17 protein-coding genes are annotated in these 25,376 nt (G+C 55.6%); 16 read left to right on the forward strand and 1 reads right to left on the reverse strand.

The features are described 5' to 3' along the window. Positions 1-41 precede the first annotated feature (41 nt). The 4 genes from iscR (at position 42) to sseB (ending at position 4,121) form a co-directional block, all read left to right on the forward strand. Positions 42-539, forward strand: a complete 498-nt coding sequence (gene iscR, locus ACXKZG_RS05780; protein ID WP_013203403.1) for a Fe-S cluster assembly transcriptional regulator IscR — start codon at positions 42-44, stop codon at positions 537-539. Positions 540-669: 130 nt separating this feature from the next. Then, on the forward strand, positions 670-1,875 hold the full coding sequence (locus tag ACXKZG_RS05785; RefSeq protein ID WP_013203402.1) for an IscS subfamily cysteine desulfurase: 1,206 nt from the start codon (positions 670-672) through the stop codon (positions 1,873-1,875). 167 nt (positions 1,876-2,042) lie between these two features. Further along, positions 2,043-3,326, forward strand: coding sequence for an aminopeptidase PepB (gene pepB, locus ACXKZG_RS05790; RefSeq protein ID WP_346593916.1), 1,284 nt, complete (start codon positions 2,043-2,045; stop codon positions 3,324-3,326). A gap of 15 nt (positions 3,327-3,341) precedes the next feature. Then, positions 3,342-4,121 (forward strand): enhanced serine sensitivity protein SseB, encoded by a 780-nt coding sequence (gene sseB / locus ACXKZG_RS05795; RefSeq protein ID WP_488875837.1) that lies wholly within the window; start codon positions 3,342-3,344, stop codon positions 4,119-4,121. A gap of 71 nt (positions 4,122-4,192) precedes the next feature. On the opposite strand, the gene sseA is transcribed toward sseB, so the two are convergent. Next, positions 4,193-5,038: a 3-mercaptopyruvate sulfurtransferase gene (sseA, locus tag ACXKZG_RS05800; protein ID WP_134822567.1), complete on the reverse strand. Its 846-nt coding sequence runs from the start codon at positions 5,036-5,038 to the stop codon at positions 4,193-4,195. Between the two features lie 254 nt (positions 5,039-5,292). Here sseA and ACXKZG_RS05805 point away from each other — a divergent pair, with 254 nt between their 5' ends. From ACXKZG_RS05805 to ACXKZG_RS05860, 12 genes are all read left to right on the forward strand, one after another. Continuing rightward, on the forward strand, positions 5,293-10,257 hold the full coding sequence (locus ACXKZG_RS05805) for an alpha-2-macroglobulin family protein (protein WP_488876230.1): 4,965 nt from the start codon (positions 5,293-5,295) through the stop codon (positions 10,255-10,257). Between the two features lie 72 nt (positions 10,258-10,329). After that, complete coding sequence (gene pbpC, locus ACXKZG_RS05810) at positions 10,330-12,618, forward strand: peptidoglycan glycosyltransferase PbpC (RefSeq protein WP_488876231.1); 2,289 nt, start codon at positions 10,330-10,332, stop codon at positions 12,616-12,618. Positions 12,619-12,792: 174 nt separating this feature from the next. Continuing rightward, positions 12,793-13,224 carry a nucleoside-diphosphate kinase gene (gene ndk, locus ACXKZG_RS05815; RefSeq protein ID WP_013203396.1) on the forward strand — a complete coding sequence of 144 codons (432 nt, stop codon included), beginning with the start codon at positions 12,793-12,795 and terminating at the stop codon, positions 13,222-13,224. Between the two features lie 181 nt (positions 13,225-13,405). Further along, on the forward strand, positions 13,406-14,575 hold the full coding sequence (gene rlmN, locus ACXKZG_RS05820) for a dual-specificity RNA methyltransferase RlmN (RefSeq protein ID WP_013203395.1): 1,170 nt from the start codon (positions 13,406-13,408) through the stop codon (positions 14,573-14,575). An 82-nt stretch (positions 14,576-14,657) separates the two neighbouring features. Beyond that, a complete protein-coding gene (gene pilW / locus ACXKZG_RS05825; RefSeq protein WP_105760869.1) occupies positions 14,658-15,389 on the forward strand; it encodes a type IV pilus biogenesis/stability protein PilW in 732 nt (243 codons plus the stop codon). Continuing rightward, complete coding sequence (gene rodZ / locus ACXKZG_RS05830; RefSeq protein WP_013203393.1) at positions 15,379-16,368, forward strand: cytoskeleton protein RodZ; 990 nt, start codon at positions 15,379-15,381, stop codon at positions 16,366-16,368. Before pilW ends, rodZ begins: the two co-directional genes overlap by 11 nt. A 41-nt stretch (positions 16,369-16,409) precedes the next feature. Then, positions 16,410-17,531 carry a flavodoxin-dependent (E)-4-hydroxy-3-methylbut-2-enyl-diphosphate synthase gene (ispG, locus tag ACXKZG_RS05835; protein WP_013203392.1) on the forward strand — a complete coding sequence of 374 codons (1,122 nt, stop codon included), beginning with the start codon at positions 16,410-16,412 and terminating at the stop codon, positions 17,529-17,531. A 98-nt stretch (positions 17,532-17,629) separates the two neighbouring features. Continuing rightward, positions 17,630-18,904, forward strand: a complete 1,275-nt coding sequence (hisS, locus tag ACXKZG_RS05840; RefSeq protein ID WP_053144532.1) for a histidine--tRNA ligase — start codon at positions 17,630-17,632, stop codon at positions 18,902-18,904. A gap of 39 nt (positions 18,905-18,943) precedes the next feature. After that, positions 18,944-19,564: a YfgM family protein gene (locus ACXKZG_RS05845; RefSeq protein WP_013203390.1), complete on the forward strand. Its 621-nt coding sequence runs from the start codon at positions 18,944-18,946 to the stop codon at positions 19,562-19,564. Between the two features lie 47 nt (positions 19,565-19,611). Continuing rightward, positions 19,612-20,793, forward strand: a complete 1,182-nt coding sequence (gene bamB, locus ACXKZG_RS05850; RefSeq protein WP_488875838.1) for an outer membrane protein assembly factor BamB — start codon at positions 19,612-19,614, stop codon at positions 20,791-20,793. A gap of 176 nt (positions 20,794-20,969) precedes the next feature. Next, on the forward strand, positions 20,970-22,457 hold the full coding sequence (gene der, locus ACXKZG_RS05855) for a ribosome biogenesis GTPase Der (RefSeq protein ID WP_013203388.1): 1,488 nt from the start codon (positions 20,970-20,972) through the stop codon (positions 22,455-22,457). A gap of 434 nt (positions 22,458-22,891) precedes the next feature. Continuing rightward, entirely contained in the window at positions 22,892-25,318 is a 2,427-nt protein-coding gene (locus ACXKZG_RS05860; RefSeq protein WP_488875839.1) for a glucose/quinate/shikimate family membrane-bound PQQ-dependent dehydrogenase, read from the forward strand. Positions 25,319-25,376 lie beyond the last annotated feature (58 nt).

Raw genomic sequence — 25,376 nt, forward strand, 5'->3', positions numbered from 1 at the left:
GTTAACACCCAACCAGGGTAATTACTGAGGTCGTTTACGCCATGAGACTGACATCCAAAGGCCGTTATGCCGTTACTGCTATGCTCGACGTTGCACTTCACTCCCATCAGGGGCCTGTGCCGTTAGCTGATATTTCAGAACGTCAGGGCATCTCCCTGTCTTATCTGGAGCAGTTGTTCTCACGCCTGCGCAAAAATGGCCTGGTGGCTAGCGTACGTGGTCCAGGCGGTGGTTACCTGTTGGGTAAAAGCTCTGACGCGATCGCGGTCGGTGCCGTGATTACGGCGGTTGACGAATCCGTTGATGCGACTAAGTGTCAGGGTAAAGAAGGCTGCCAGGGTGGCGAACGCTGCCTGACTCACGTGCTGTGGCGTGACCTGAGCGAGCGTATCAGCGACTTCCTGAACAACATTTCACTGGCTGAGCTGGTTAACAACCAGGAAATCCTGGAAGTGGCTGACCGTCAGAACAATACTGAAAAAGCGCGCGTGTCCAATGGCCGCGTGCATGAAACCATTAACGTCAATCTGCGTGCCTGATTGTCGCTAACGCGAACCTGTCTCCTGTCGTTCACCGGCTGATAGTTTCAGCCGGTGGCGGCAGGGTGATAACCTTATCGGGTCGCATTGAATGACTTACATTTAGCATGATGTATGGAGTTCAAAAGCAATGAAGGTTCCGATTTACCTTGATTACGCTGCAACCACCCCTGCCGATCCTCGCGTAGCCGAGAAAATGATCAAGTGCCTGACGCTCGACGGCACCTTTGGTAATCCCGCATCCCGTTCTCACCGTTTTGGCTGGCAAGCCGAAGAAGCGGTGGATATCGCCCGTAATCAGGTGGCCGAATTAATTGGCGCCGATCCGCGCGAAATCGTCTTCACCTCCGGCGCGACCGAATCCGATAATCTGGCGATCAAAGGCATTGCTCACTTCTATCAGGAGAAGGGCAGGCACATCATCACCAGCCAGACCGAGCATAAAGCGGTGCTGGACACCTGTATTCAGCTGGAACGTGAAGGGTTCGAAGTCACTTACCTGGCACCTGCCAGCAACGGGGTGATCGACCTGGATCTGCTGCAGTCGGTGATGCGCGATGACACCATCCTGGTGTCGATCATGCACGTGAACAACGAAACGGGCGTGGTGCAGGACATTGGCAAAATTTCTGAGCTTTGCCAGGCGCGCGGTATTCTGTTCCATGTTGATGCGACTCAAAGCGTCGGTAAATTACCGGTCGATGTCACCCAGATCCCAGTCGATCTGATGTCATTTTCTGCGCATAAAATTTACGGCCCTAAAGGCATCGGCGGTCTGTATGTTCGCCGTAAACCGCGTATCCGTCTGGAAGCGCAGATCCACGGCGGCGGTCATGAGCGCGGTATGCGTTCCGGAACGCTTCCCGTGCATCAAATTGTCGGCATGGGGGAAGCATTCCGCATCGCTAAGCAGGAGATGGCCGGTGAAATGGCGCGCCTGAGCGCATTTCGCCACAAACTCTGGTCGGGCTTCAGTGACATCGAGGAAGTCTATCTGAATGGTGATTTGGCGGCGGGTGCGCCGAATATCCTCAACGTCAGCTTTAATTATGTCGACGGTGAGTCGCTGATTATGACGCTGAAAGATCTCGCGCTGTCGTCAGGCTCTGCCTGTACCTCTGCCAGCCTCGAGCCTTCCTATGTGCTTCGCGCATTGGGGCTGAATGATGAACTGGCGCACAGTTCACTGCGTTTCTCTTTAGGCCGTTTTACCACCGAAGAAGAGATCGACTATGCGATTCAGCTGGTGCAGAAGTCGATTGGCCGCCTGCGCGAGCTTTCCCCGGAGTGGAAAGCATTCAAAGCTAACAGTCAGACAGCAACGACTTCTCGTTGAATTAGCAGCACTTTCCCTCTACGACTCTCCAACGGACTGAACACTTTTTCAGTCCGTTTGCTCTCATTTCTGCAAGTCTGATTAGACGAACGCAAATAAAGGTTTATTGTAGTGACCGACCGTTTTTAAGGACGGACCAAATAATAAACTCTAGAAGGAGCCATGCGATGACAACCACACCAATGAAAATAACACTGTCAACGGCAGCGGCGGATGCACGTTGGGGCGAAAAAGCGACCCTGACCAGCAATGACAGCGGGATGACCATTCATCTGACCGGCAGCGATGCGCTGGCAACTATCCAGCGCGCAGCGCGTAAAATTGATGCACAGGGCATCCGTCATGTCAGCCTGAGTGGCGACTGGGATTTGGAAAAAAGCTGGGCATTCTGGCAGGGTTATCGTGGGCCGAAAGGGCAGCGCACCGTTGAGTGGGCGACGCTGAATGACAGCGACCGTGCCGAATTCGACAGCCGCATGAAGATCATCAACTGGGTGCGCGACACCATCAACCTGCCTGCAGAAGACCTCAGCCCTGAGCAACTGGCTCAGCGTGCCGTCGATCTGCTGTGTGGCGCAGGCAGCGACAAGGTCAGCTACCGCATCACCAAAGGCGAAGATCTGCGCAAGCAGGGCTATATGGGCCTGCACACCGTCGGTCGTGGCTCGACCCGCAGCCCGGCGTTTTTGGCGCTGGATTACAACCCAACGGGCGATGAGAACGCACCGGTGTTTGCCTGCCTGGTGGGTAAGGGCATCACCTTTGATACCGGCGGCTACAGCCTGAAGCCAAGCGGTTCAATGGACTCAATGAAGTCAGATATGGGCGGTGCAGCGACGCTGACCGGTTCTCTGGCGCTGGCCATCAGCCGTGGGCTGGCCAAACGCGTCAAACTCTATCTTTGCTGTGCCGACAATATGGTTAGTGGCAACGCTTTCCGTCTGGGCGATATCATCACTTACCGTAACGGTAAAACCGTTGAAGTTATGAATACCGATGCAGAAGGGCGTCTGGTGTTGGCTGATGGCCTGATTGATGCCAGCGAGCAAAATCCCGAGCTGCTGATTGATGCCGCCACCTTAACCGGCGCGGCGAAAACCGCATTAGGTAATGATTACCACGCGCTGTTCAGCTTTGACGATCGGCTGGCTCAGTCGTTACTGGGCAGTGCAACGGATGAAAACGAGCCGTTCTGGCGCTTGCCACTGGCTGAATTCCATCGTGGCCACCTGCCATCCAACTTTGCCGATCTGAACAACATTGCTGCGCCGTCACACACCGCCGGTGCCAGCTCTGCGGCTGCCTTCCTGTCGCATTTTGTGAAGAACTATCAGCAGGGCTGGCTGCACATCGACTGTTCAGCCACCTACCGTAAAGGTGCTGTCGATCAGTGGTCTGCCGGTGCGACGGGCTTAGGCGTGCGCACCGTCGCCAATATGCTGCTGAAATAAGCCTGGATCGAACCGATGAATGAAACCAATCAGCGCCTTGAAGAGGTGCTAAAACTGGCCGCGACTGAGCCTGCTCATCGCCCTGAATTTTTTGCTCTGCTGATGGACGCCAGCGTCTGGGTGCCAGGTGAAAGCCCGGAGGAACAGGCCGTCACCGCTGAATCTCAGGTGGACCTGCAGCACTGGGAAAAAGACGACGGCACCAGCATCATTCCCTTCTTTACCTCGGTAGAAGCGATGGAGCAGGCGGTCACCGAAGAGCAGCCGTTCCTGGTGATGCCGGTACGCACCCTGTTTGAAATGACGGTGGGAGAAACGCTGTTTCTTAACCCTAAGCTGCCGACAGGCAAAGAGTTCTCTCCACGCGAAATCACCAGCCTGTTGGGCGAAGGCGCGAATGCGCTTAGCCAGCAAACGGTGCTGGAAGGGGGAACCTCGCTGTTACTGTCTGAGATTGCTGAACCGCCAGCGCAGATGATTGATTCCCTGACCCAGCTGTTTGCGAAATATAAGCAGGTTCGTCGGGCTTATGTGGCGCATATCAAAGAAGCGGCAGAGGATCGGCCAAACCTGTTGATTGGGATTGAAGCGGACAGCGATATCGAGGCGATTATTCAGGCGGCGGGCAGTGTGGCAACGGATACGCTGCTGGAAGATGAGCCGGTGGATATTTGTGAAGTGGTGGAAAACGATAAAGGCATTAGCCACTTCTTTACCGCCCATATCACCCCGTTTTATGAACGCAAGTGGGGCAGCTTCCTGCGGCAGTTTAAGGCGAACAATAAGCCGGTATAAGCTCGTCAAGGCGGCATAAGGTGAAAAAAGGCGGGTCAGCGTAGTTGACCCGCCTTTTTTATCCGCGCGAATCAGCCGATGGCGATGGGCAGATCGTCACGACTTCCCCATTCTCCCCAGGAGCCGTCATACAGCGTAACGTTTTCGACGCCCAGCGTGGTCAACGCCAGAATGACCACCACCGCCGTCACGCCGGAGCCACAGCTGGTGACGATCGGCTGGGTGAGATCGACGCCTTGCTGGCTGAAAATCTCTTCCAGCGCCTTGGGCGACTTCAACTCACCGTCTTCGACCAACGAATTCCACGGCACATTCAGGCTGTTAGGAATGCGTCCACGGTGCAGGCCGGGACGGGGTTCATCCACTTCGCCTCTGAAACGGTTTGCTGCTCGCGCGTCCACAATTTGCGCGCCGCCTTCATGACTGATTAACAGCACGTCGGTCAGGCGTTTCACCAGTTTGCTGTCAAAGCGGGCATCAAATTCCGCTTCGGGCAGGTCAACCGCACCGCTTTCCAGCGCATAACCGGCCTCTTCCCAGCCTTTTAATCCGCCAGCCAGAATCGACACCTTCGCCACGCCAAACTCGCGCAGCATCCACCAGGCGCGCGGAGCAGAGAACAGGTTGCCCTCATCGTAAACCACCAGGTGTTTATCGCTGTTAACCCCCAGCTCACGCATCGCAACCGCAAAGGTTTCCGCCCTCGGCAACATATGTGGGTAAGGGCTGGTGTGATCCGACAGGGCTTCGATATCAAAGAACGGCGCGGCAGGCAGGTGCTTTGCCAGATATTCAGCCTTAATGTCCCGCTGGTTTTCCATACCCGGAGGCAACATGCGTGCGTCTACAATTTGCAGATCGGGATCCGAAAGGTGTTCTGCCAGCCAGTCGGCGGTAACAAAGAAAGAGGATGTCATAGCGGCCTCGCGTTGGGACATGAAGTAACGATAGTTCCAGTGTACCGCGCTGTTACTCCATCACAAGATGTTCCGCACTATCAGGATGATATTGCGTAAGAATCTGAATGCAGCGCGCAATTCTTGTGTCGTTGGCTGACGCGTCTTGAATAACTTTGCGAAATGTTGCTAAAAGTGAAAAAACAGGCTTTTTTTTGCCCCTGCTGAGGTCATACTGTGCACCTCAATTATCGGGTGCTGGCCATGGAGTCATGATGAACGTTAAACGGAATGGATTATATGTTGCGGCTTTTCTCTCGCTGCTGCTGTTAGGTGGCTGCGATCAAAAAGAAGAAACATCATCGACACCGGCCAGCCAGAGTGCATCTGATAAGGCGCCAGCCAGTAAGCCTCCCTTACTAAGTGACGCGCAGAGGGCAGCTGAAGCTAAACGTGATGCGGGTAAATCATTAACGCTTATTGATGCTTCCGAAGTGCAGCTGGATGGCGCCTCCACGCTGGTGCTGACGTTTTCCATCCCGCTTGACGATCGGCAAAACTATGCCAGCCAGTTACATTTGATCGACACCAAAACCGGTGCAGTCGAAGGCGGATGGGAGCTTTCTCCCTCGCGTAAAGAACTGCGTTTCCGTCATCTTGAACCGGCGCGTGAGCTGACCGTCTCGGTTGATAGCGGGATAAAAGCCGCCAATGGCGCTGTCCTTGAGCAGGCCTTCCAGCAAAAAATAGCCACGCGTGACGTGCAGCCGATGGTTGGCTTTGCCAGCCGCGGTTCTCTTCTGCCGACCAAAGTTACGCAGGGTCTGCCGGTTCTGGCGCTCAACATTAACAGCATTGATGTCGATTTCTTTCGGGTAAAACCGGCTTCACTGCCTTCTTTTCTGGCGTCCTGGCAATATGGCACCACGCTTTCCAGCTGGCAGTCACAGGATGTGCTGACCAAAGCTGACCTGGTCTACACCGGCCGTTTTGATCTCAATCCGCAGCGCAATACCCGTGAAAAAATGCTGCTGCCGCTCAGCAACATTGACGCGCTAAAACAGCCTGGCGTGTATCTGGCAGTGATGAAGCAGGCCGGTTCCTATAACTACAGCAACCCCGCCACGCTCTTCACGCTGAGCGATATCGGCCTGTCTCTGCATCAGTTCCCGCAAACGCTGGCATTGTTCAGCCAGAGCCTGGAAAGCGGGGCCGCTCTGCCTGGTGCTCAGCTTTCACTGTTGGACGAAAAAGGGCAGGTTCTGGCCGAAGCGACTGCGGATGCGCAGGGCCATGCGGAATTTGCCCGCTTCCCGAAAGCCAAAATCGTGCTGGCAAAGCTGGGTGAGCAAACCACGCTGTTGGATCTGACGCGTCCGGCATTGGATCTGGCGGAATTCGCGGTGGCTGGCCCGGAAGGGTACGACAAGCAGATCTTTATCTTTGGCCCACGCGACCTGTATCGCCCGGGTGAGACGGTGGTGATCAATGCGCTGATGCGTGATGCCGATGGTCAACCTTTACCTCCTCAGCCGGTCACGCTGGAAGTGGTTAAGCCGGATGGCGAGGTTGCCCGCACGTTAGTCTGGCAGCCAGAAAATGGCCTCTATCAATATCGTTTCACCTTGCCGGAGTCGGCAACCACCGGCAAATGGTCATTCCGCCTGAATACCGGCGATAACCGTAAACGAAGCTGGGCGTTTAACGTAGAAGACTTTATGCCAGAGCGCATGGCATTGACCCTTAAAAGCAGCCCACTTCCGCAGTCTATGGAGGAGGATGCTGCCTTCCAGGTGAATGGCCGTTATCTGTATGGTGCTCCGGCTGCCGGAAACACTCTGCAAGGTCAACTGTTCCTGCGCCCGCTGAGGGATGCTGTCGCCAGCCTGCCAGGCTATCAGTTTGGCGATATCAATGAATCCGACCTGAAACGCACGCTTGATGAAGTTGACCTCAAGCTGGACGCCGAGGGCAACAGCAGCGTGGTGGCCGAATCGAGCTGGAAACAGGTGCATTCACCGCTGACCGTCATTCTGCAGGCCAGCCTGTTGGAGGCGGGTGGCCGACCGGTGACGCGCCGTGCTTCTCAGGCGATTTGGCCTGCTGAGATTTTACCCGGTATCCGGCCTTTATTTGGTAATAAGGACGTGTACGATTATCGCAGCGACAGTTATCACAGCCAGCCCATGGTGGAAGAGGGCAGTACCGCCGCCTTTGATTTGGTGTATGCCAACAGTCGCGGCAAGAAGTTGGCTGCCCAGGATTTGAATGTCCGTTTGATCCATGAACGCCGCGATTATTACTGGAGCTTCTCGGACAGCGAAGGCTGGCAGTCCCGCTTCGATCAGAAAGATCTGATTGAAGATGAACATAATGTCACCATTGCCGCTGACGGCAGCACGCGTGTCGAATATCCCGTGGACTGGGGTTCTTACCGTCTTGAAGTGCGTGACCCGGAGAATAATGTGCTCAGCAGCGTGCGCTTCTGGGCGGGCTACAGCTGGCAGGATAATACCGATGGCTCCGGTGCTTTACGCCCGGATCAGGTCAAGTTAAAGCTCGATAAACCGGCCTACAAGCCGGGTGAGAAGGCGCGGGTGCACGTTGAATCTCCGGCAGCCGGTAAAGGCTATCTGATGGTGGAGTCCAGTAACGGTCCATTGTGGTGGCAGGAGATCACCGTACCGGCAGGTGGCATGGATGTTGACGTGCCGGTTGATAATGCCTGGAAACGCCATGACCTGTACCTCAGCGCGCTGGTGATCCGCCCTGGGGATAAAACCCAGGGAAGCACGCCAAAACGTGCGGTAGGCTTACTGCATCTTCCGCTGGCGCAAGAGAACCGACGTTTGTCCCTCAGCCTGGATGCCGCAGAGAAAATTCGCCCGCAGCAGACCCTGAAAGTGAAGGTGAAAGCGGGCGTTTCGCAGGGGCCAGTGCCGCAAAAAATCACCGTGCTGCTGTCAGCCGTTGATAGTGGTGTCTTAAGCATTACCGATTACAAAACGCCGGACCCGTGGGAAGCCTTCTTTGGCCGCAAACGGTACAACGCCGATCAATATGATGTTTACGGTCAGCTGATTGAAGGCAGCGGTCGCCTGGCGGCACTGCGCTTCGGTGGTGACGGCGATGACGAAGATCCGTTAACCCGTGGCGGGCAGAAACCGGTCACTCACGTCAATATTGTTGCCCAACAGCTGCAGGCCGTTACGCTGGATGCCAATGGCGAGGGCACGCTTGAGCTGCCAATACCGGAGTTCAACGGTGAACTGCGCGTAATGGCGCAGGCCTGGAGCGATAACGACTTTGGTTCGGCTGAGAAGAAAGTGGTTGTCGCGGCACCGTTAGTCAGTGAACTGGCGACGCCGCGCTTTATGGCGGGTGGCGACCGCGCCAAGCTGGCTATGGACCTGACTAACCTGACCCCACAGCCGCAAACGCTGCAAATAGCGTTCAGTGCGGGTGGTTTGCTTAAGCTGGATGATCCGCAGACGCAATCAGTGATCCTGAAAGCAGGAGAACGCAAAACGCTGTTCCTGCCCGTCACCGCCTCAGCCGGATTTGGAGATGGCGACGTCAGCACGGAAATCACCGGCCTGTCGCTGCCGGGTGAAGCGTTCAAACCGATGAAACAACAATGGAAAATTGGCGTTCGTCCCGCCTGGCCGGGCGTGACGCGCAGCTTTAGCAGCGTGCTGCATGCGGGTGAGCCGTGGGCCTTGCCAGCAGATGCGCTTTCTGGTCTGGCAACGGAAACCCTGCAGGGGCAGCTGGTATTAAGCAATAAACCTCCGCTGAATATCGCCCGCTATATTGCCGAACTCTACGCATACCCGTACGGCTGTCTGGAGCAGACAACCAGCGGACTCTATCCTTCACTGTTTACCAATCAATTGCAGTTGAAGGCGCTGGGGATCAAGACCAGCACTGATGAAGCGCGGCGGGCCTCCATCGATCTGGGCATTGACCGTCTGGCGGGAATGCAGCGTGCAAACGGCGGCTTTGGCTTGTGGAGCAAAGAGAGTCCGGAAGAGTTTTGGCTGACGGCCTACGTCACTGATTTCCTCGTGCGGGCCAACGAGATGGGCTATGGCGTGGAAAAATCAGTGATTGAAAATGCAGACCAGCGCCTGCTGCGCTATCTGCAGGACCCCACTCAGATCGAGGTTTACTACAGCCAGGATAGCAATGCCTCCCGCTTTAGCGTTCAGGCATATGCTGCGCTGGTCCTTGCGCGTCAGCAAAAAGCGCCACTGGGCGCACTGCGTGCCCTGTTCGATAAACAAGGTCAGGCGAAAACCGGGCTGTCGCTGGTCCAACTGGGCGTTGCATTGAAATTAATGGGCGATCGGCCGCGTTCTGAACAAGCCCTGAACCTCGGACTGGCGACGCAGCGCAGCCAGAAAGAGAGCTGGCTGGGCGATTACGGCAGCGACATCCGCGACCAGGCCATGATCTACGTGTTGTTGTCAGAGAATAAGCTGCTGCCACAGGCGCAGGACAGCTTACTGCTTACGTTGACGCAGAACTTGAATGGTAAGCGCTGGCTGTCTACTCAGGAAAATAATGCCCTGTTCCTGGTGGGCAGGGCGCTGACCGATGCCTCAGGTTCAGCCTGGCAGGCCACGCTCAACGGCAGTTCCCTCAATGGTAAAGGACCGGTGACCACGCCATTAAACTTCCCAGAGCTGGCGGAAGGGGTTCAGTTGCAAAACGATTCTGCGGATGCCATTTACAGTCGACTGGATGTGGTTGGCTACCCAACGGCTAAGCCGGCGCCTTTCAACAGTGTGCTGAATGTCACCCGACGCTATCTTGATCTTCAGGGCAAGGAGATCTCACTGGAAAACCTGAAGAGCGGTGATTTGCTGCTGGTCAGCCTGAAGGTCTGGGCGGATCGCCGGGTGCCAGATGCGCTGGTGGTCGATCTTCTGCCGGCGGGACTTGAGCTGGAAAACCAGAACCTGGCGAACAGCAGCGCCAGCCTGCAGGAGAGCGCCGCCGATGTGCAGGAGTTGATGGGGGATATGCAGCAAGCCAATATCAAACACATCGAGTTCCGCGACGATCGCTTTGTTGCCGCGGTGGATGTGGATGGCTACCGCCCGGTTACCCTGCTTTATCTGGCAAGGGCGGTGACGCCGGGTCAGTACCTGATGCCGCCTCCACAGGTGGAATCGATGTATGTCCCACAATGGCGGGCGCTGGGGACTACGCCAGACAGCCTGACGATTCACTGAGTTGCAGGTGCCTGGCTTAACGCCGGGCACCGCTAACCAATGAATAAGCTATTACGCTATACCCGCTGGTTGATGGTGCCGATTGCCGTTGTGCTGCTGCTTGTACTGGCGGATCGCCTGTGGCCGTTGCCGTTGAAGGAGCTGCAGCCAGCGCGAGTGGTTGTAGCGGAAGATGGCACGCCGCTGTGGCGCTTTGCTGATGCCCAGGGCGTCTGGCGTTATCCCGTTACGCCAGAAGACGTTTCCCCTGATTACCTGCAAGCGTTACTTACCTATGAAGACCGCTGGTTCTGGTATCACCCGGGTATTAATCCCTTCTCGGTTATCCGGGCAGCCTGGCAGGATCTGAGCGGAGGTGAGATCGTTTCAGGCGGCAGCACGCTAACGATGCAGGTTGCCCGACTGATTGATCCCCACCCGAGAACCTTTACCGGCAAGCTCTGGCAGGCATGGCGCGCCATGCAGCTGGAATGGCATCTGTCCAAGCGTGACATTCTGACGCTGTATCTCAACCGTGCGCCTTTTGGTGGCACGGTAGAAGGCGTCGGCGCAGCAAGCTGGACCTGGCTGGGTAAGCCTCCCTCGCAGCTAACCAAAAGCGAAGCCGCATTGCTGGCGGTGTTGCCACAGGCACCGAGCTGGTTGAGGCCCGATCGCTGGCCAGAGCGGGCTCAGGCCGCGCGTAATAAAGTACTGGAAAGAATGGTCGCTCTGCATGTCTGGCCGAAAGAGCTGGTTGAGGAGATTTATCCGGAGCCTGTCTGGCTGGCGCCAAGGCAGATGCCACAGCTGGCCCCACTGCTATCCCGCCGTTTACTGGCGATGTCCAGCCAGCAAAAGATCGTCTCAACGGTCGATGCCGCACTGCAGCGGCAGATAGAGGCGCTGGCGTCAGGCTGGAAAAGCCAGCTACCGCCGCGCACCTCAATGGCTGTCCTGGTGGTCGATCATGCCACGATGAAAGTGCGGGCCTATCTGGGCTCGGTCGATCTGGACGATGACAGCCGCTTCGGCCATGTGGATATGATCAGCAGCATCCGCTCGCCGGGGTCGGTTCTGAAGCCTTTCGTCTATGGCATGGGGCTGGATCAGGGGCTGATCGCCGCGGAATCGCTGTTGCAGGATGTCCCACGCCGTTTTGGTGATTACCGGCCGGGAAATTTTGATACCGGATTTCACGGCGCCGTTAGCGCCAGCGAAGCACTGACCCGTTCGCTGAACTTGCCTGCGGTGCAGCTGCTGGAGGCGGTCGGGCCGAAGTTTCTGGCTGCCAGCTTGCGCAATGTGGGCCTGACGTTGCGTTTCCCGCCGGCAGCGGAGCCAAACCTGTCCTTAGTTTTAGGTGGGACCGGCGCGCGAATGGATCAGATTGTTGCGGCCTACAGCGCCTTTGCCCGCAACGGGCTGGCGGCAGGATTACGCTTTATGCCGGAACAACCGCTGGTGGAAAGGCCGTTACTCTCTCCCGGCGCTGCGTGGATCGTCAGGCGGATCCTTGCCGGGGAGGCCAAACCCTTAGCAGACAACCTGTTACCGGGCGTTGTCCCGCTGGCGGTGAAGACCGGGACCAGTTACGGCTACCGGGATGCCTGGGCCATCGGCGTCAATCCTCGTTATCTGATCGGCGTGTGGGTTGGCCGTCCGGATGGAACACCGGTTGCCGGGCAGTTTGGCTTTGCCAGCGCCGTACCGGTGTTAAATCAAATCAATAATTTGCTGATGACCTCACCCGGTTTTCGCGGTAACTGGTTACCCGTCGAACCGCGTCCTGCGACGGTCTCCGCCGGATCGCTGTGTTGGCCGGGTGGGCAGGCGTTACCTGAAGGCGACAGCAATTGCCGGCAGCGTAAGCAAAGCTGGATTCTGGAAGGGACGACACCGCCCACTTTACTGGCGGAAGGACAGGAAAACCTGGCAGGGCTGCAACAGCCAGTATGGATTAATGCCGCAGGCTTGCGCGTGGCAGCGGATTGCCCGCAGGCGAAGGGTGAAAATGTGGTGTTGTGGCCATTACCGCTGGAACCCTGGCTGCCGGTGTCTGAGCGACGGCAACAGCGGTTGCCCGCAGTGGATCCCCGCTGTCCGCCACTGGATAACGGCAGTGCGGTTCCTCTGATTTTGACGGGCGTTCGCAGTGGTCAGCTGTTGCATCGTCTGCCAGGTAAAAGTCAGCTGGATCTGAACGTCACGTCGCAGGGAGGCCGCGGAAATCAACGCTGGTGGTTCCTGGACGGCAGTGCGCTTCCGCGCCCAAACCGGCAAGACACCGTAAATTTGTCATTAGGTAAAGCCGGCAGTTACCAGCTAACGGTGCTGGATGAGGGTGGACAAGTCGCCTCGGCAACTTTTACTGTGGAGTAATTCCGCTTGAATGCGATAAAACCGCTAAATAATTGTGGGTTTATAGATCGCATTTTTTTATTAAATTGTTGAATCTCCGATAGGCAAGGGCGGCGATGCCCCCTATAATCGGCGCCATTTTCCAGGCCGGGGAGCCTTTTCACCGGCCAAACTCGACATCAAACAGGGGTCCATATGACTATCGAACGTACTTTTTCTATCGTTAAGCCGAACGCGGTGGCAAAAAACGTTATTGGTGCCATCTTCAACCGTTTTGAAAGCGCTGGCTTCAAAATCGTTGGCAGCAAAATGCTGCACCTGAGCAAAGAGCAGGCTGAAGGTTTCTACGCTGAACACCAGGGCAAACCGTTCTTCGACGGTCTGGTCGAGTTCATGACTTCAGGTCCGGTTGTGGTTTCTGTGCTGGAAGGCGAAAACGCCGTTCAGCGTCACCGTGACCTGATGGGCGCAACTAACCCAGCTAACGCACTGGCAGGTACTCTGCGTGCAGATTACGCTGACAGCTTCACCGAGAACGCGACCCACGGTTCTGACTCTGCTGAATCTGCTGCCCGTGAAATCGCCTATTTCTTCGGCGAAGGTGAAGTTTGCCCACGCACCCGCTAAGATCGTTACTACAGGGCAAATAGCGCCGGGCGTTTACAATTTATTTTGCAGACGCGCTTTAACCTGTCGCTACACGCTTGTATGATAATGCGCCCCTGACCAGCCTGGCTGTCAGGGGCGCATTACTTTACCTTCCATTCCCCCAGAGCCATAACGTGTAATAACGAGGCCAGAGAATATTATGTCTGAACTAATTGTGAGTCCGTCGTCCGAATCTCCTGTCATTGCCACGCCAAAAACAGAAAAAATCAACCTGCTCGATCTTAATCGTCAGCAAATGCGCGAGTTTTTTGCCAGCATGGGCGAAAAGCCGTTCCGCGCCGATCAGGTGATGAAGTGGATGTATCACTACTGCTGTGATGATTTCGACGAGATGACCGACATCAACAAGGTTTTCCGCAACAGGCTGAAAGAAGTTGCTGAAATCCGCGCTCCTGAAGTCGCAACCGAGCAGCGCTCGACCGATGGCACCATCAAATGGGCGATCACCGTTGGCGGTCAGCAGGTCGAAACCGTGTACATTCCGGAGAAAGACCGCGCCACCCTGTGCGTCTCTTCCCAGGTGGGCTGCGCGCTGGAATGCAAATTCTGCTCGACGGCGCAGCAAGGCTTCAACCGCAACCTGCGCGTGTCTGAAATTATCGGCCAGGTATGGCGTGCAGCAAAAATTATCGGTGCCTCTAAAATCACCGGTACGCGCCCCATTACCAATGTGGTAATGATGGGTATGGGCGAGCCGCTGCTTAACCTCAACAACGTTGTTCCGGCGATGGAAATCATGCTGGATGACTTTGGTTTCGGTCTGTCCAAGCGTCGCGTCACCCTGTCCACATCAGGCGTGGTTCCCGCACTGGATAAGCTGGGCGACATGATTGACGTGGCGCTGGCGATCTCCCTGCATGCGCCAAACGACACAATTCGTGACGAAATTGTGCCGGTTAACAAAAAGTACAATATCGAGACGTTTTTAGCCTCGGTGAGCCGTTACATTGCTAAGTCCAATGCCAATCAGGGCCGTGTGACCATTGAGTACGTGATGCTGGATCATGTGAATGACAGCACCGACAACGCACACGAGCTGGCGGCATTGCTGAAAAACACCCCATGCAAAATCAACCTGATCCCATGGAACCCCTTCCCGGGCGCTCCTTATGGTCGCAGTTCGAACAGTCGCATCGATCGTTTCTCTAAAGTGTTGATGGATTACGGATTTACCACTATTGTGCGTAAGACGCGCGGTGATGATATTGATGCGGCCTGCGGACAGTTGGCCGGGGAAGTGATTGACCGTACCAAGCGTACCTTGCGTAAAAAAATGGCCGGTGAAGCGATTTCTGTGAAAGCGCTCTGAAACCTGAACCTTGGCAGTGACCCGTGCTGTCCGCCCTGATGTGAAAAGCGTACCATACGCTTAACTCAAATCAGGAGGTTGCATGGGTAAAGGATTCCCGTTCTGGTTGGCACTGTTGCTGGTAGCAGGCTGCCACTCGTCATCGCAACGCAATGAACTGCTGCAGACCCGACTACAATTGGGGCTGGATTATCTGGCCCGCGATAATTTATCTGCTGCCGGGCGCAATCTGCATCAGGCCGTGGTGCTTGCACCGACGGATTATCGTGTTCAGCTGGCGATAGCGCGTTTTTACCAGCGATCGGATAACCCGGTTGCCGCCAGCGAGCATTATCAGAAGGCTCTGCTGCTGGCAGGACAAAACCGTGATGTAATCAATAATTACGGTGCGTTTCTCTGTAGTTTAGGGCAGTATGATGCGGCTCAGCAGCAGTTCAGCAAAGCCGCTGAATTACCTGAAAACGGCGTGCTTGCCGATGCGCGTGAAAATGCCGGTTACTGCTACCTCCTTGCGGGGGAACAGGATAGGGCACGGACAGCATTGGTTGAGGCAACACAAAACGCTGTCGACAAGGGAAAGGCTCTGCTGGCAGAAGCCGAAAGGCGATTTGGAAAGAATGAGCGCGAGGTATCGCGGCTCCTTTTAGATGTTTATCAACGCAACTTTTCAGCCTCGGCTGAGAGTTTGTGGTTAGAGATTCGCTTCGCCGCGCTGGCGCAGCAACCCGAAGGCGTTAAGCTTGCCGGGGCGCAGTTGGCGCGAAATTTTCCACAATCGATACAGCACCTGCATTATTTAGCTAATGAATACTGAAGCCACTCAAGATAACTCAGCAGTAAATTCAACAGGCCAGCGCCTGCGCAGTGCCCGTGAGCAAATGGGACTGACTCAGCAGAACGTTGCTGAACGCCTTTGCCTGAAACTTTCCACCGTCCGTGATCTTGAAGAGGACAAGTCGCCTGCCGATCTGGCGTCGACCTTCCTGCGGGGATATATCCGTTCTTATGCCCGTCTGGTACACGTACCTGAAGATGAACTGCTGCCGATGATGGCTAAGCATTCACCTGTTCGTGCTGCCAAAGTGGAGCCGATGCAGAGTTTTTCTTTGGGCAAACGTCGCAAAAAACGCGATGGCTGGTTGATGATTTTCACCTGGCTGGTCCTGTTTGTTGTCGTCGGATTGACCGGCGCCTGGTGGTGGCAAAACCACAAGGCTGCTCAGGACGATCTGGTGTCGATGGCCGATCAGAACGCGGGAACCAGTGGCGATAATAGCCAGTCGATCCCGCTGGGTGACAGCAGCAATGACAACACGCCGGCCGATAACTCGGCCGCTCAAAGTGTTCCTGCTGACGCTTCAGCCCAGACGCCATCAGCTTCGGCGCCAGCAGCAGCCAGCGCACCTGCGGCAACTCAGACCCCGGCAAATAATGCCGCGGCTTCTTCACAGCCTGTTGCCGTTTCGCCTTCTCAGGCGCCAGTGGACAACACGGCCAACAGCCAGATGCCAACCGGATCTGCAGGCGTTAGCGCGCCTGCTGCCGACGGCAATGCGCTGGTGATGAGCTTCGATAAAGACTGCTGGCTGGAAGTCGCCGATGCAACAGGGAAAAAACTGTTCAGCGGAATGCAGCGTAGTGGTGGTAAACTCAGCCTCGCCGGTAAAGCGCCATATCGTCTGAAGATTGGTGCGCCGGGCGCCGTTCAGATCCAGTATCAGGGCCAGCCGGTCGATCTGAGTCGTTTCATCCGTACCAACCAGGTTGCTCGCCTGACAGTCGGTGCGCAATAACGCATCTTTCTGATCGCGAGTAATTGTGGAGAAAGAAGACTATGCATAACGCAGCACCCATTATCCGTCGCAAATCTACGCGCATTTACGTCGGCAAGGTGCCAGTGGGCGACGGCGCACCAATAGCCGTTCAGTCCATGACCAACACGCGAACCACCGATGTGGCGGCGACGGTCAATCAAATCAAAGCGCTTGAGCGTGTCGGTGTCGACATTGTTCGCGTTTCTGTTCCTACCATGGACGCCGCTGAGGCTTTTCGCCTGATCAAGCAGCAGGTCAATGTCCCGCTGGTTGCTGACATCCATTTCGACTATCGCATTGCCCTTAAGGTTGCCGAATACGGCGTTGACTGCCTGCGCATCAACCCAGGTAACATCGGCAATGATGAGCGTATCCGCCAGGTTGTGGACTGCGCGCGTCACTACAACATCCCTATCCGCATTGGCGTGAACGCCGGCTCGCTGGAAAAAGACCTGCAGGAAAAGTATGGCGAACCTACGCCACAGGCCCTGCTGGAATCTGCCATGCGTCATGTCGATCATCTGGATCGCCTGAACTTCGATCAGTTTAAAGTCAGCGTTAAAGCCTCCGACGTGTTTTTGGCCGTTGAGTCTTACCGTTTGCTGGCTAAGCAGATCGATCAGCCACTGCACCTTGGCATCACCGAAGCCGGTGGCATGCGTGCTGGCTCAGTGAAATCTGCCATCGGTCTTGGCCTGCTGCTCTCAGAAGGCATTGGCGATACGCTGCGTATTTCGTTAGCCGCCGATCCGGTGGAAGAAGTGAAAGTCGGCTTCGATATCCTCAAGTCCCTGCGCATTCGTTCACGCGGTATCAACTTCATTGCCTGCCCAACCTGTTCACGTCAGGAATTTGATGTGATTGGCACGGTGAATGAGCTTGAACAGCGGCTGGAAGATATTGTGACGCCGATGGATATCTCCATTATCGGCTGTGTGGTGAATGGCCCGGGTGAAGCGCTGGTTTCCACCCTTGGCGTCACCGGTAGCAACAAAAAAAGTGGCTTATATGAAGACGGCGTGCGCTTGCGTGAACGTCTTGATAACAACGACATGATCGATCAGCTGGAAGCCCGCATCCGTGCTAAAGCCACGATGATGGACGAAAGCCGCCGCATTGCTATCCAGCAGTTAGAAAAATAAATCGCATTTACGGGTTGGCCCGAAGGCCGGAGGACAGAGTTTACTGACTTTCTGTCCCGGCCCTTTTAACCAGCCCCTGAGTTAAGAAGAGAAAAAAAGTGGCGAAGAATATCCAGGCTATCCGTGGCATGAATGATTACCTCCCCGCGGAAACCGTCGTATGGCAACGCATTGAGCAGATCCTCAAGCAGGTGCTGGCCAGCTATGGTTACAGTGAAATCCGCCTGCCGATTGTAGAGCAGACCCCTTTGTTTAAACGCGCCATAGGTGAAGTCACCGACGTGGTTGAAAAAGAGATGTACACCTTCGAAGACCGCAACGGTGAAAGCCTGACGCTGCGTCCGGAAGGCACGGCAGGTTGCGTACGTGCCGGTATCGAACATGGTCTGCTGTACAATCAGGAGCAGCGTCTCTGGTATGTGGGACCCATGTTCCGCTACGAGCGTCCGCAGAAAGGCCGTTATCGCCAGTTCCATCAGATGGGTGTGGAAGTCTTCGGTCTTCAGGGCCCTGACGTTGATGCTGAGCTGATCATGATGACCGCGCGCTGGTGGAAAGCGCTGGGCATTTCTGAACACGTTAAGCTCGAGCTGAACTCAATTGGTTCACTGGAGGCGCGTGCTAACTATCGTGATGCGCTGATCGCTTTCCTGGAACAACACCAGGACGTGCTGGATGAAGACTGCAAGCGCCGTATGTACACCAATCCGCTGCGTGTGCTGGACAGCAAAAACCCGGATATTCAGGCGTTGCTGAACGCGGCACCGGAGTTGAGCGATTATCTGGACGCTGAATCACGCGAGCACTTTGCTGGCCTGTGTGAACTGCTGGACTCAGCGGGTATTGCCTATACCGTTAACCAGCGTCTGGTGCGCGGGCTTGATTACTACAACCGCACCGTCTTCGAGTGGGTGACCACCAGTCTGGGCTCGCAGGGCACCGTTTGTGGCGGCGGCCGTTATGATGGTCTGGTTGAACAGCTTGGCGGTCGTGCGACCCCAGCCGTCGGTTTTGCGATGGGGCTGGAGCGTCTGGTGCTGCTGGTTCAGGCAGTTAATCCGGAATTTGAACCGACGCGAATTGTCGATGTCTATGTTATCGCTTCGGGTCAAGGCGTGCAGTCAGCCGCCATGCAACTGGCCGAGCAGATTCGTGATGCAGACCCGACACTGAAGTTAATGACTAACTTCGGCGGCGGTAATTTCAAGAAGCAGTTCGCCCGTGCGGACAAGTGGGGCGCTCGCGTTGCACTGATGCTTGGCGAAGATGAAGTTGCCAACGGGCAGGTGACTATTAAAGATTTGCGCAATGGCGAGCAACAGACGCTGGCGCAACGTGATGCTGCAGCCACACTGGCAGCGATGTTGAAATAAGCCAAAAGCGGTATCGCGGTTTTAAAGGAGAAGGTTTGCGTGGAAGTCTATAGCAACGAAAACGAACAGGTTGATGCGTTACGCGGTTTCTTTGCCCAGAACGGTAAAGCACTGGTTATCGGCGTCATTATTGGTATTGGTGCCCTGGCCGGCTGGCGCTACTGGAGCAGCCATGAAGATGGCAGCAGCCGTGAAACCTCCGCAGCTTATCAGCAGGTGTCTGGCGCGCTGGACAGCAGCAAGCCAGAAACGCTGGCCGCTGCGGCCAAATTTGCCAGTGAAAACAGCAACACCTACGGTGCGCTGGCTTCTCTGGACGTGGCCAAGCGCTACGCCGACGGCAACCAGTTGGATCAAGCGGCAGCCCAGCTGCAAAGCGGCCTGAAAGATACTAAAGACGCGAACCTGCAAGCCGTGTTGAATCTGCGCCTGGCGCGTATTCAGCTGCAGCAGAAGAAACCTGATGAGGCGGTAAAAACCCTCGATTTAATCAAAGGTGACGGCTGGACAGCTATCGTGGCTGACGTGCGTGGTGAAGCCCTGCTCAGCAAAGGCGACACCAAAGGCGCCCACGATGCCTGGAGCAAAGGCATTGACTCTGACGCGTCTCCGGCGCTGAAAGAGATGCTGCAGATGAAAATGAATAATTTACCCGGCTAAGTTTACCCGCGGTATAAAATTGCCTCCACAGGCTCAAGAGGGATTTCATGGAATTGCGTAAGATACTTCTGCCGGGACTGATTTCAGTCACTTTGCTCAGCGGATGTTCATGGTTTAGCGGTGAAGAAGACGTCGTCAAAATGTCACCGTTACCAAAAGTTGAAAATCAGTTTACCCCGGAAAAAGTCTGGAGCACCTCAGTAGGTTATGGTGTAGGTGATTACTACTCCAACCTGCATCCAGGCTGGGCAGACAGTACGGTTTATGCCGCCGATCGCCATGGCATTGTGAAAGCACTGAATGCGGGCGACGGTAAAGAACAGTGGAAAGTTGACCTGTCAGAAAAAACCGGCTTCTTCTCCAGCAATCGTCCTGCGCTGATTTCAGGCGGCGTGACGGTTGACGGTGGTCATGTCTACCTCGGTAGCGAACGTGCTCAGGTCTATGCCCTGAACACCAGCGACGGCTCCGTTGCCTGGCAGACCCAGGCGGCCGGCGAAGTGCTGTCCCGTCCGGTGGTCAGCGATGGCCTGGTATTGATTCACACCAGTAACGGCATGCTGCAGGGTCTGGATCAGACCAGCGGTGCCATTAAGTGGTCTGTGAACCTCGACGTGCCGGCGCTTTCCCTGCGCGGTGAGTCTGCGCCTACGGCAGCCTTTGGTGCGGCGATTGTTGGCGGTGATAACGGTCGCGTGAGCGCCGTGATGATGAACCAGGGCCAGATTATCTGGCAGCAGCGTATTTCCCAGCCAAGCGGCGCCACGGAAATCGATCGCCTGTCTGACGTGGATACCACGCCGGTGGTGGTCAATGGCGTGGTTTATGCCCTGGCGTACAACGGCAACCTGACCGCGATGGACCTGCGTTCTGGTCAGATCCTGTGGAAGCGTGAAATTGGCTCCGTGCACGATATGATCGTTGATGGCGGCCGTATCTACCTGGTCGATCAGGATGACCGTGTGGTTGCCCTGAATACCGAAGGTGGCGTGACCATCTGGCGTCAGAGCGATCTGCTGCACCGTAACCTGACCTCGCCTGTGCTGTACAACGGCTATCTGGTTGTCGGCGATAGCGAAGGCTATCTGCACTGGATTAATACCGATGACGGTCGTTTCGTTGCTCAGCAGAACGTCGACAGCTCCGGCTTCCAGACTGAACCGGTCGTCGCCAGCGATAAGTTACTGATCCAGGCAAAAGGCGGCGAAGTTTACGCGTTTACCCGCTAACTTCCACCCGCTGTTCTGGTCTTAAACGGCTCCTGATTCGTCAGGGGCCGTTTCGTTTTTCTCTGGGCGTGGTATCCTCTACGCCTTCAGCCTGCGTGTGCGTCAGCACTCTTTTTGTTTGTCGTGCATGAATAGTATGTATGTCAGGCGCTTAATTTTTGTCATGAGGCTTCAATATGGTACCTGTGGTCGCGCTGGTCGGGCGTCCCAATGTGGGAAAATCCACCCTGTTTAACCGTTTAACGCATACGCGAGATGCGCTGGTGGCGGATTTTCCTGGACTGACGCGTGACCGTAAATATGGTCGTGCTGAGGTCGAAGGGCAGCAGTTTATTTGCATCGATACCGGCGGTATTGATGGTAACGAAGAAGGTGTGGAAACACGCATGGCCGCGCAGTCCCTGTTGGCGATTGAAGAAGCCGATGTGGTGCTGTTTATGGTTGATGCCCGTGCCGGCCTGATGCCTGCTGATATCGCTATCGCCCAGCATTTACGCTCGCGCGAAAAACCGACTTTCCTGGTGGCGAACAAAACTGACGGTCTGGATCCTGATTCTGCCGTGGTGGATTTCTACTCGTTAGGCCTGGGCGAGATCCATGCGATTGCTGCTTCTCATGGCCGCGGCGTCGCTAGCCTGCTGGAGGATGTGCTGGAGCCTTACCGCGAAGTCGTGGAAGAGTCTGCACCGCTGACGGAAGAAGAAGAAAACGCCGCTTACTGGGCTGATTTGGAAGCGGCAGAGCAGGGTGAAATCGAAGCAGCGGAAGCTGAAGACAACTTCAACCCGCTGGATTTGCCGATCAAGCTGGCTATCGTCGGTCGTCCTAACGTCGGTAAGTCAACGCTTACTAACCGTATTCTGGGTGAAGACCGTGTCGTGGTGTTTGATGCCCCGGGTACCACCCGTGACAGTATCTATATCCCGATGGAGCGCGACGGTCGCGAATACATCCTGATTGATACCGCCGGTGTACGTAAGCGCGGCAAGGTGACGGAGACCGTTGAGAAATTCTCGGTAATCAAAACCCTGCAGGCTATCGAAGACGCTAACGTGGTAATGCTGGTGATCGATGCCCGCGAAGGCATTTCCGATCAGGATCTGTCGCTGCTGGGCTTTATCCTCAACAGCGGCCGCTCGCTGGTGATTGTGGTCAATAAGTGGGATGGTCTGTCACAGGAAGTGCGTGATGAAGTGAAAGAGACGCTGGACTTCCGTCTGGGCTTTATCGACTTCGCGCGCGTACACTTCATCTCTGCTTTACATGGCAGCGGTGTGGGTAACCTGTTTGAATCGGTCACCGAAGCCTATGACTGTTCAACGCGCCGCGTGAACACCTCTATGCTGACCCGCATCATGAACATGGCGGCTGATGACCATCAGCCGCCGCTGGTTCGTAGCCGCCGTGTGAAGCTGAAATATGCTCACGCCGGGGGATATAACCCGCCGATTGTGGTTATTCACGGTAATCAGGTGAAAGATCTGCCGGATTCCTATAAACGCTACCTGATGAATTACTTCCGCCGTTCGCTGGAAGTGATGGGCACGCCAATCCGTATCCAGTTTAAGGAAGGCGATAACCCGTACGAAGGTAAACGTAACCTGCTGACGCCAAATCAGCTGCGCAAACGTAAGCGTTTAATCAGCCATTTGAAGAAAAAGTAAAATGGATATTAAGGGAGCCGCCTGGCTCCCTTTTTTATTCCCTTTATTTTATTCCCGCTTCTGAATATCAAAAAAATCACTTCAGCTATAATGGATAATTGTGGCGCTGAACTATTTCTTCCGCTTTTTACGCGTGCTATCTGCTTTTGCCAAAAAGAGCCAGAAGTGTGAAGTTTGTTAAGTTTGTGTTTATTCCTTTACGAACCACGTGGTACAATTTTGCCGTTATTTCAGAGCCACCCCGCCTGCAACAGGCGTCGTCAGGGGCTTTGGCTAATACAGGACGGGGACAGCCCGTATCGAATTGTTAATAAGTTTAGTGACTTAAGAATAATGTTCATCGCCCTCCGCTACCTGCCAACCTTCGTGTTTGCGGTACAGATGCAAAATGAAGATTGTGCTGAAGCCCTATTTTGTTCAGGAGTATTTTTACCATGTCTCAACTGAATGCCCGGCCATCAAAATGGCTGAGCTTGTGGTGCGTATTGCTCGGGTTAATCCTGCTGGCGACCGGCCTTTTCTTTGTGATTGGTGGCGGGAAACTGGTTTCACTGGGCGGTAGCTGGTATTTCGTTATTGCCGGCGTGTTCACCGTTCTTTCCGCGATTCAATTCTTCCGCCGCAAATCTTCTGCCGTGACGATTTTCGCGCTGGTGTTCATTGGCTCGGCTATCTGGGCCGTGCAGGACGCGGGCATGGATTTCTGGCCATTGGTTTCCCGCCTGATGACGCTGGCCGGCCTGCTGTTGGTGGCGATGATTACGCTGCCAGCCCTGCGCAAGCGCGAAGGCAAATCATCGGCGGCTAAGCCGGCTTACGCGATCTCTGCGGTACTGGTGGTTGGCCTGGTGGCCACGCTGGTGCAGATGTTCCAGCCGCCCGTGGCAAACGGTCAGGAATTGCCACTGGTTCCTGTTGCGAAAGATCAGCAGCAGAAAGACTGGGACAACTACGGTAATACCCCTGGCGGTAGCCGCTTTGTGGCGCTGGACCAGATCACACGCGATAACGTGAAGGATCTGAAAGTTGCCTGGACCTACCACACTGGTGATATCCCACTGAGCCCGGACGGCAATGGTGCGGAAGATCAGCAGACGCCTCTGCAGGTTGGTAACACCGTGTTCCTGTGTACGCCGCACAACAACGTGATTGCCGTTGCGGCTGATACCGGTAAGCAGATCTGGAAAGCGGACATCAACGCGAAATCCTCCGTCTGGATGCGCTGCCGTGGTCTGGCTTACTTCGACGCGACCAAACCGTTGACGCAGCCTGCTGCGCCGGGTTCAAACGCGCCAGCACCGGTTAACCTGCCTGCAGGTGCTGCCTGTCAGCGTCGTGTTCTGATGAACACCATTGATGACCGTCTGATTGCGCTGGATGCCGATAACGGCCAGTTCTGTGCTGACTTCGGCAAGAACGGCACCGTTGATCTGCGTGAAGGTATGGGCGATGCAAAAGACCCAAGCTACGTCCTGACGTCAGCGCCAACGCTGGCTGGCAGCACCGTCGTGGTGGGTGGACGTGTGGCGGATAACGTCAGCACCGATATGCCTGGCGGCGTAATGCGTGGCTTTGACGTAATCACCGGTAAAATGCGTTGGGCGTTCGATCCAGGCAAAGACGATCCAAATGCGATCCTGATGCCGGGCGAGCACTACACCCGCAGCACGCCTAACTCATGGGCACCGATGTCTTACGACCCGAACATGAACACCGTGTTCATCCCGATGGGCAGCTCGTCTGTCGATCTGTGGGGCGTTAACCGTACCAAGCTTGACCACAAATACGGTGCAGCGGTTCTGGCCGTTGATGCAACGACCGGTAAAGAGAAGTGGGTTTACCAGACCGTGCATAACGATCTGTGGGACTTCGACCTGCCAATGCAGCCAAGCCTCGTCAACTTCCCGATGAAAGATGGCAGCAAGAAACCGGCCGTGGTGATCGGCACCAAGTCTGGTCAGATTTACGTTCTCGATCGTCTGACCGGTGAGCCGCTGACCAAAGTGGAAGAGCAGCCGGTTCCGACGGCTAACATTCCGAACGAGCAGTATTCCAAAACTCAGCCACGTTCAGTGGGCATGCCGCAGATCGGCAACGAAACGCTGAAAGAGTCTGACATGTGGGGTGCAACGCCGTTCGATCAGCTGGCATGCCGTATCAGCTTCAAATCGATGCGCTATAACGGGCTTTACACCCCGCCAGGCACCGATATCTCCCTCAGCTTCCCTGGCTCTCTGGGCGGGATGAACTGGGGTAGCATGTCTACCGATCCAAACCATAACTACCTGTTCGTCAACGATATGCGTCTGGGCCTGTGGCAGCAGATGGTTGCTGCGGCACCGGCGAAAGATGGCGCGGTGAACAACGGTGGCGAAGCCGTTAACACCGGTATGGGCCTGGTGCCGATGAAAGGCACGCCGTATGCAGTGAACAAAAACCGCTTCATGTCGCCGCTGGGCATCCCTTGCCAGAAGCCACCGTTCGGTGCGCTGTCTGCAATCGACCTGAATACCCAGAAAATCGTCTGGCAGGTGCCGGTCGGCACCGTGCAGGATACCGGTCCGTTTGGTATCAAAATGCATGCACAGATGCCTGTCGGTATGCCAACACTGGGCGGCACCATGGCCACTCAGGGCGGCCTGGTGTTCATTGCCGGTACTCAGGATTACTACCTGCGCGCCTTCGATACCGCAACCGGTAAAGAAGTGTGGAAAGCGCGTCTGCCAGTGGGCAGCCAGGGTACGCCAATCAGCTACGTCTCACCAGAGAACGGGAAGCAGTACATCCTGATTTCTGCAGGCGGTGGCCGTCAGTCTCCAGACCGTGGCGACTACGTGATTGCTTACGCACTGGATGAGTAAGTCCTGCGGGGGAAACCTCTGAAGGCCTGAAAAAACAAAGCCCCTTCATCACTGAAGG

The organism is Erwinia sp. 2186 (assembly GCF_057812255.1).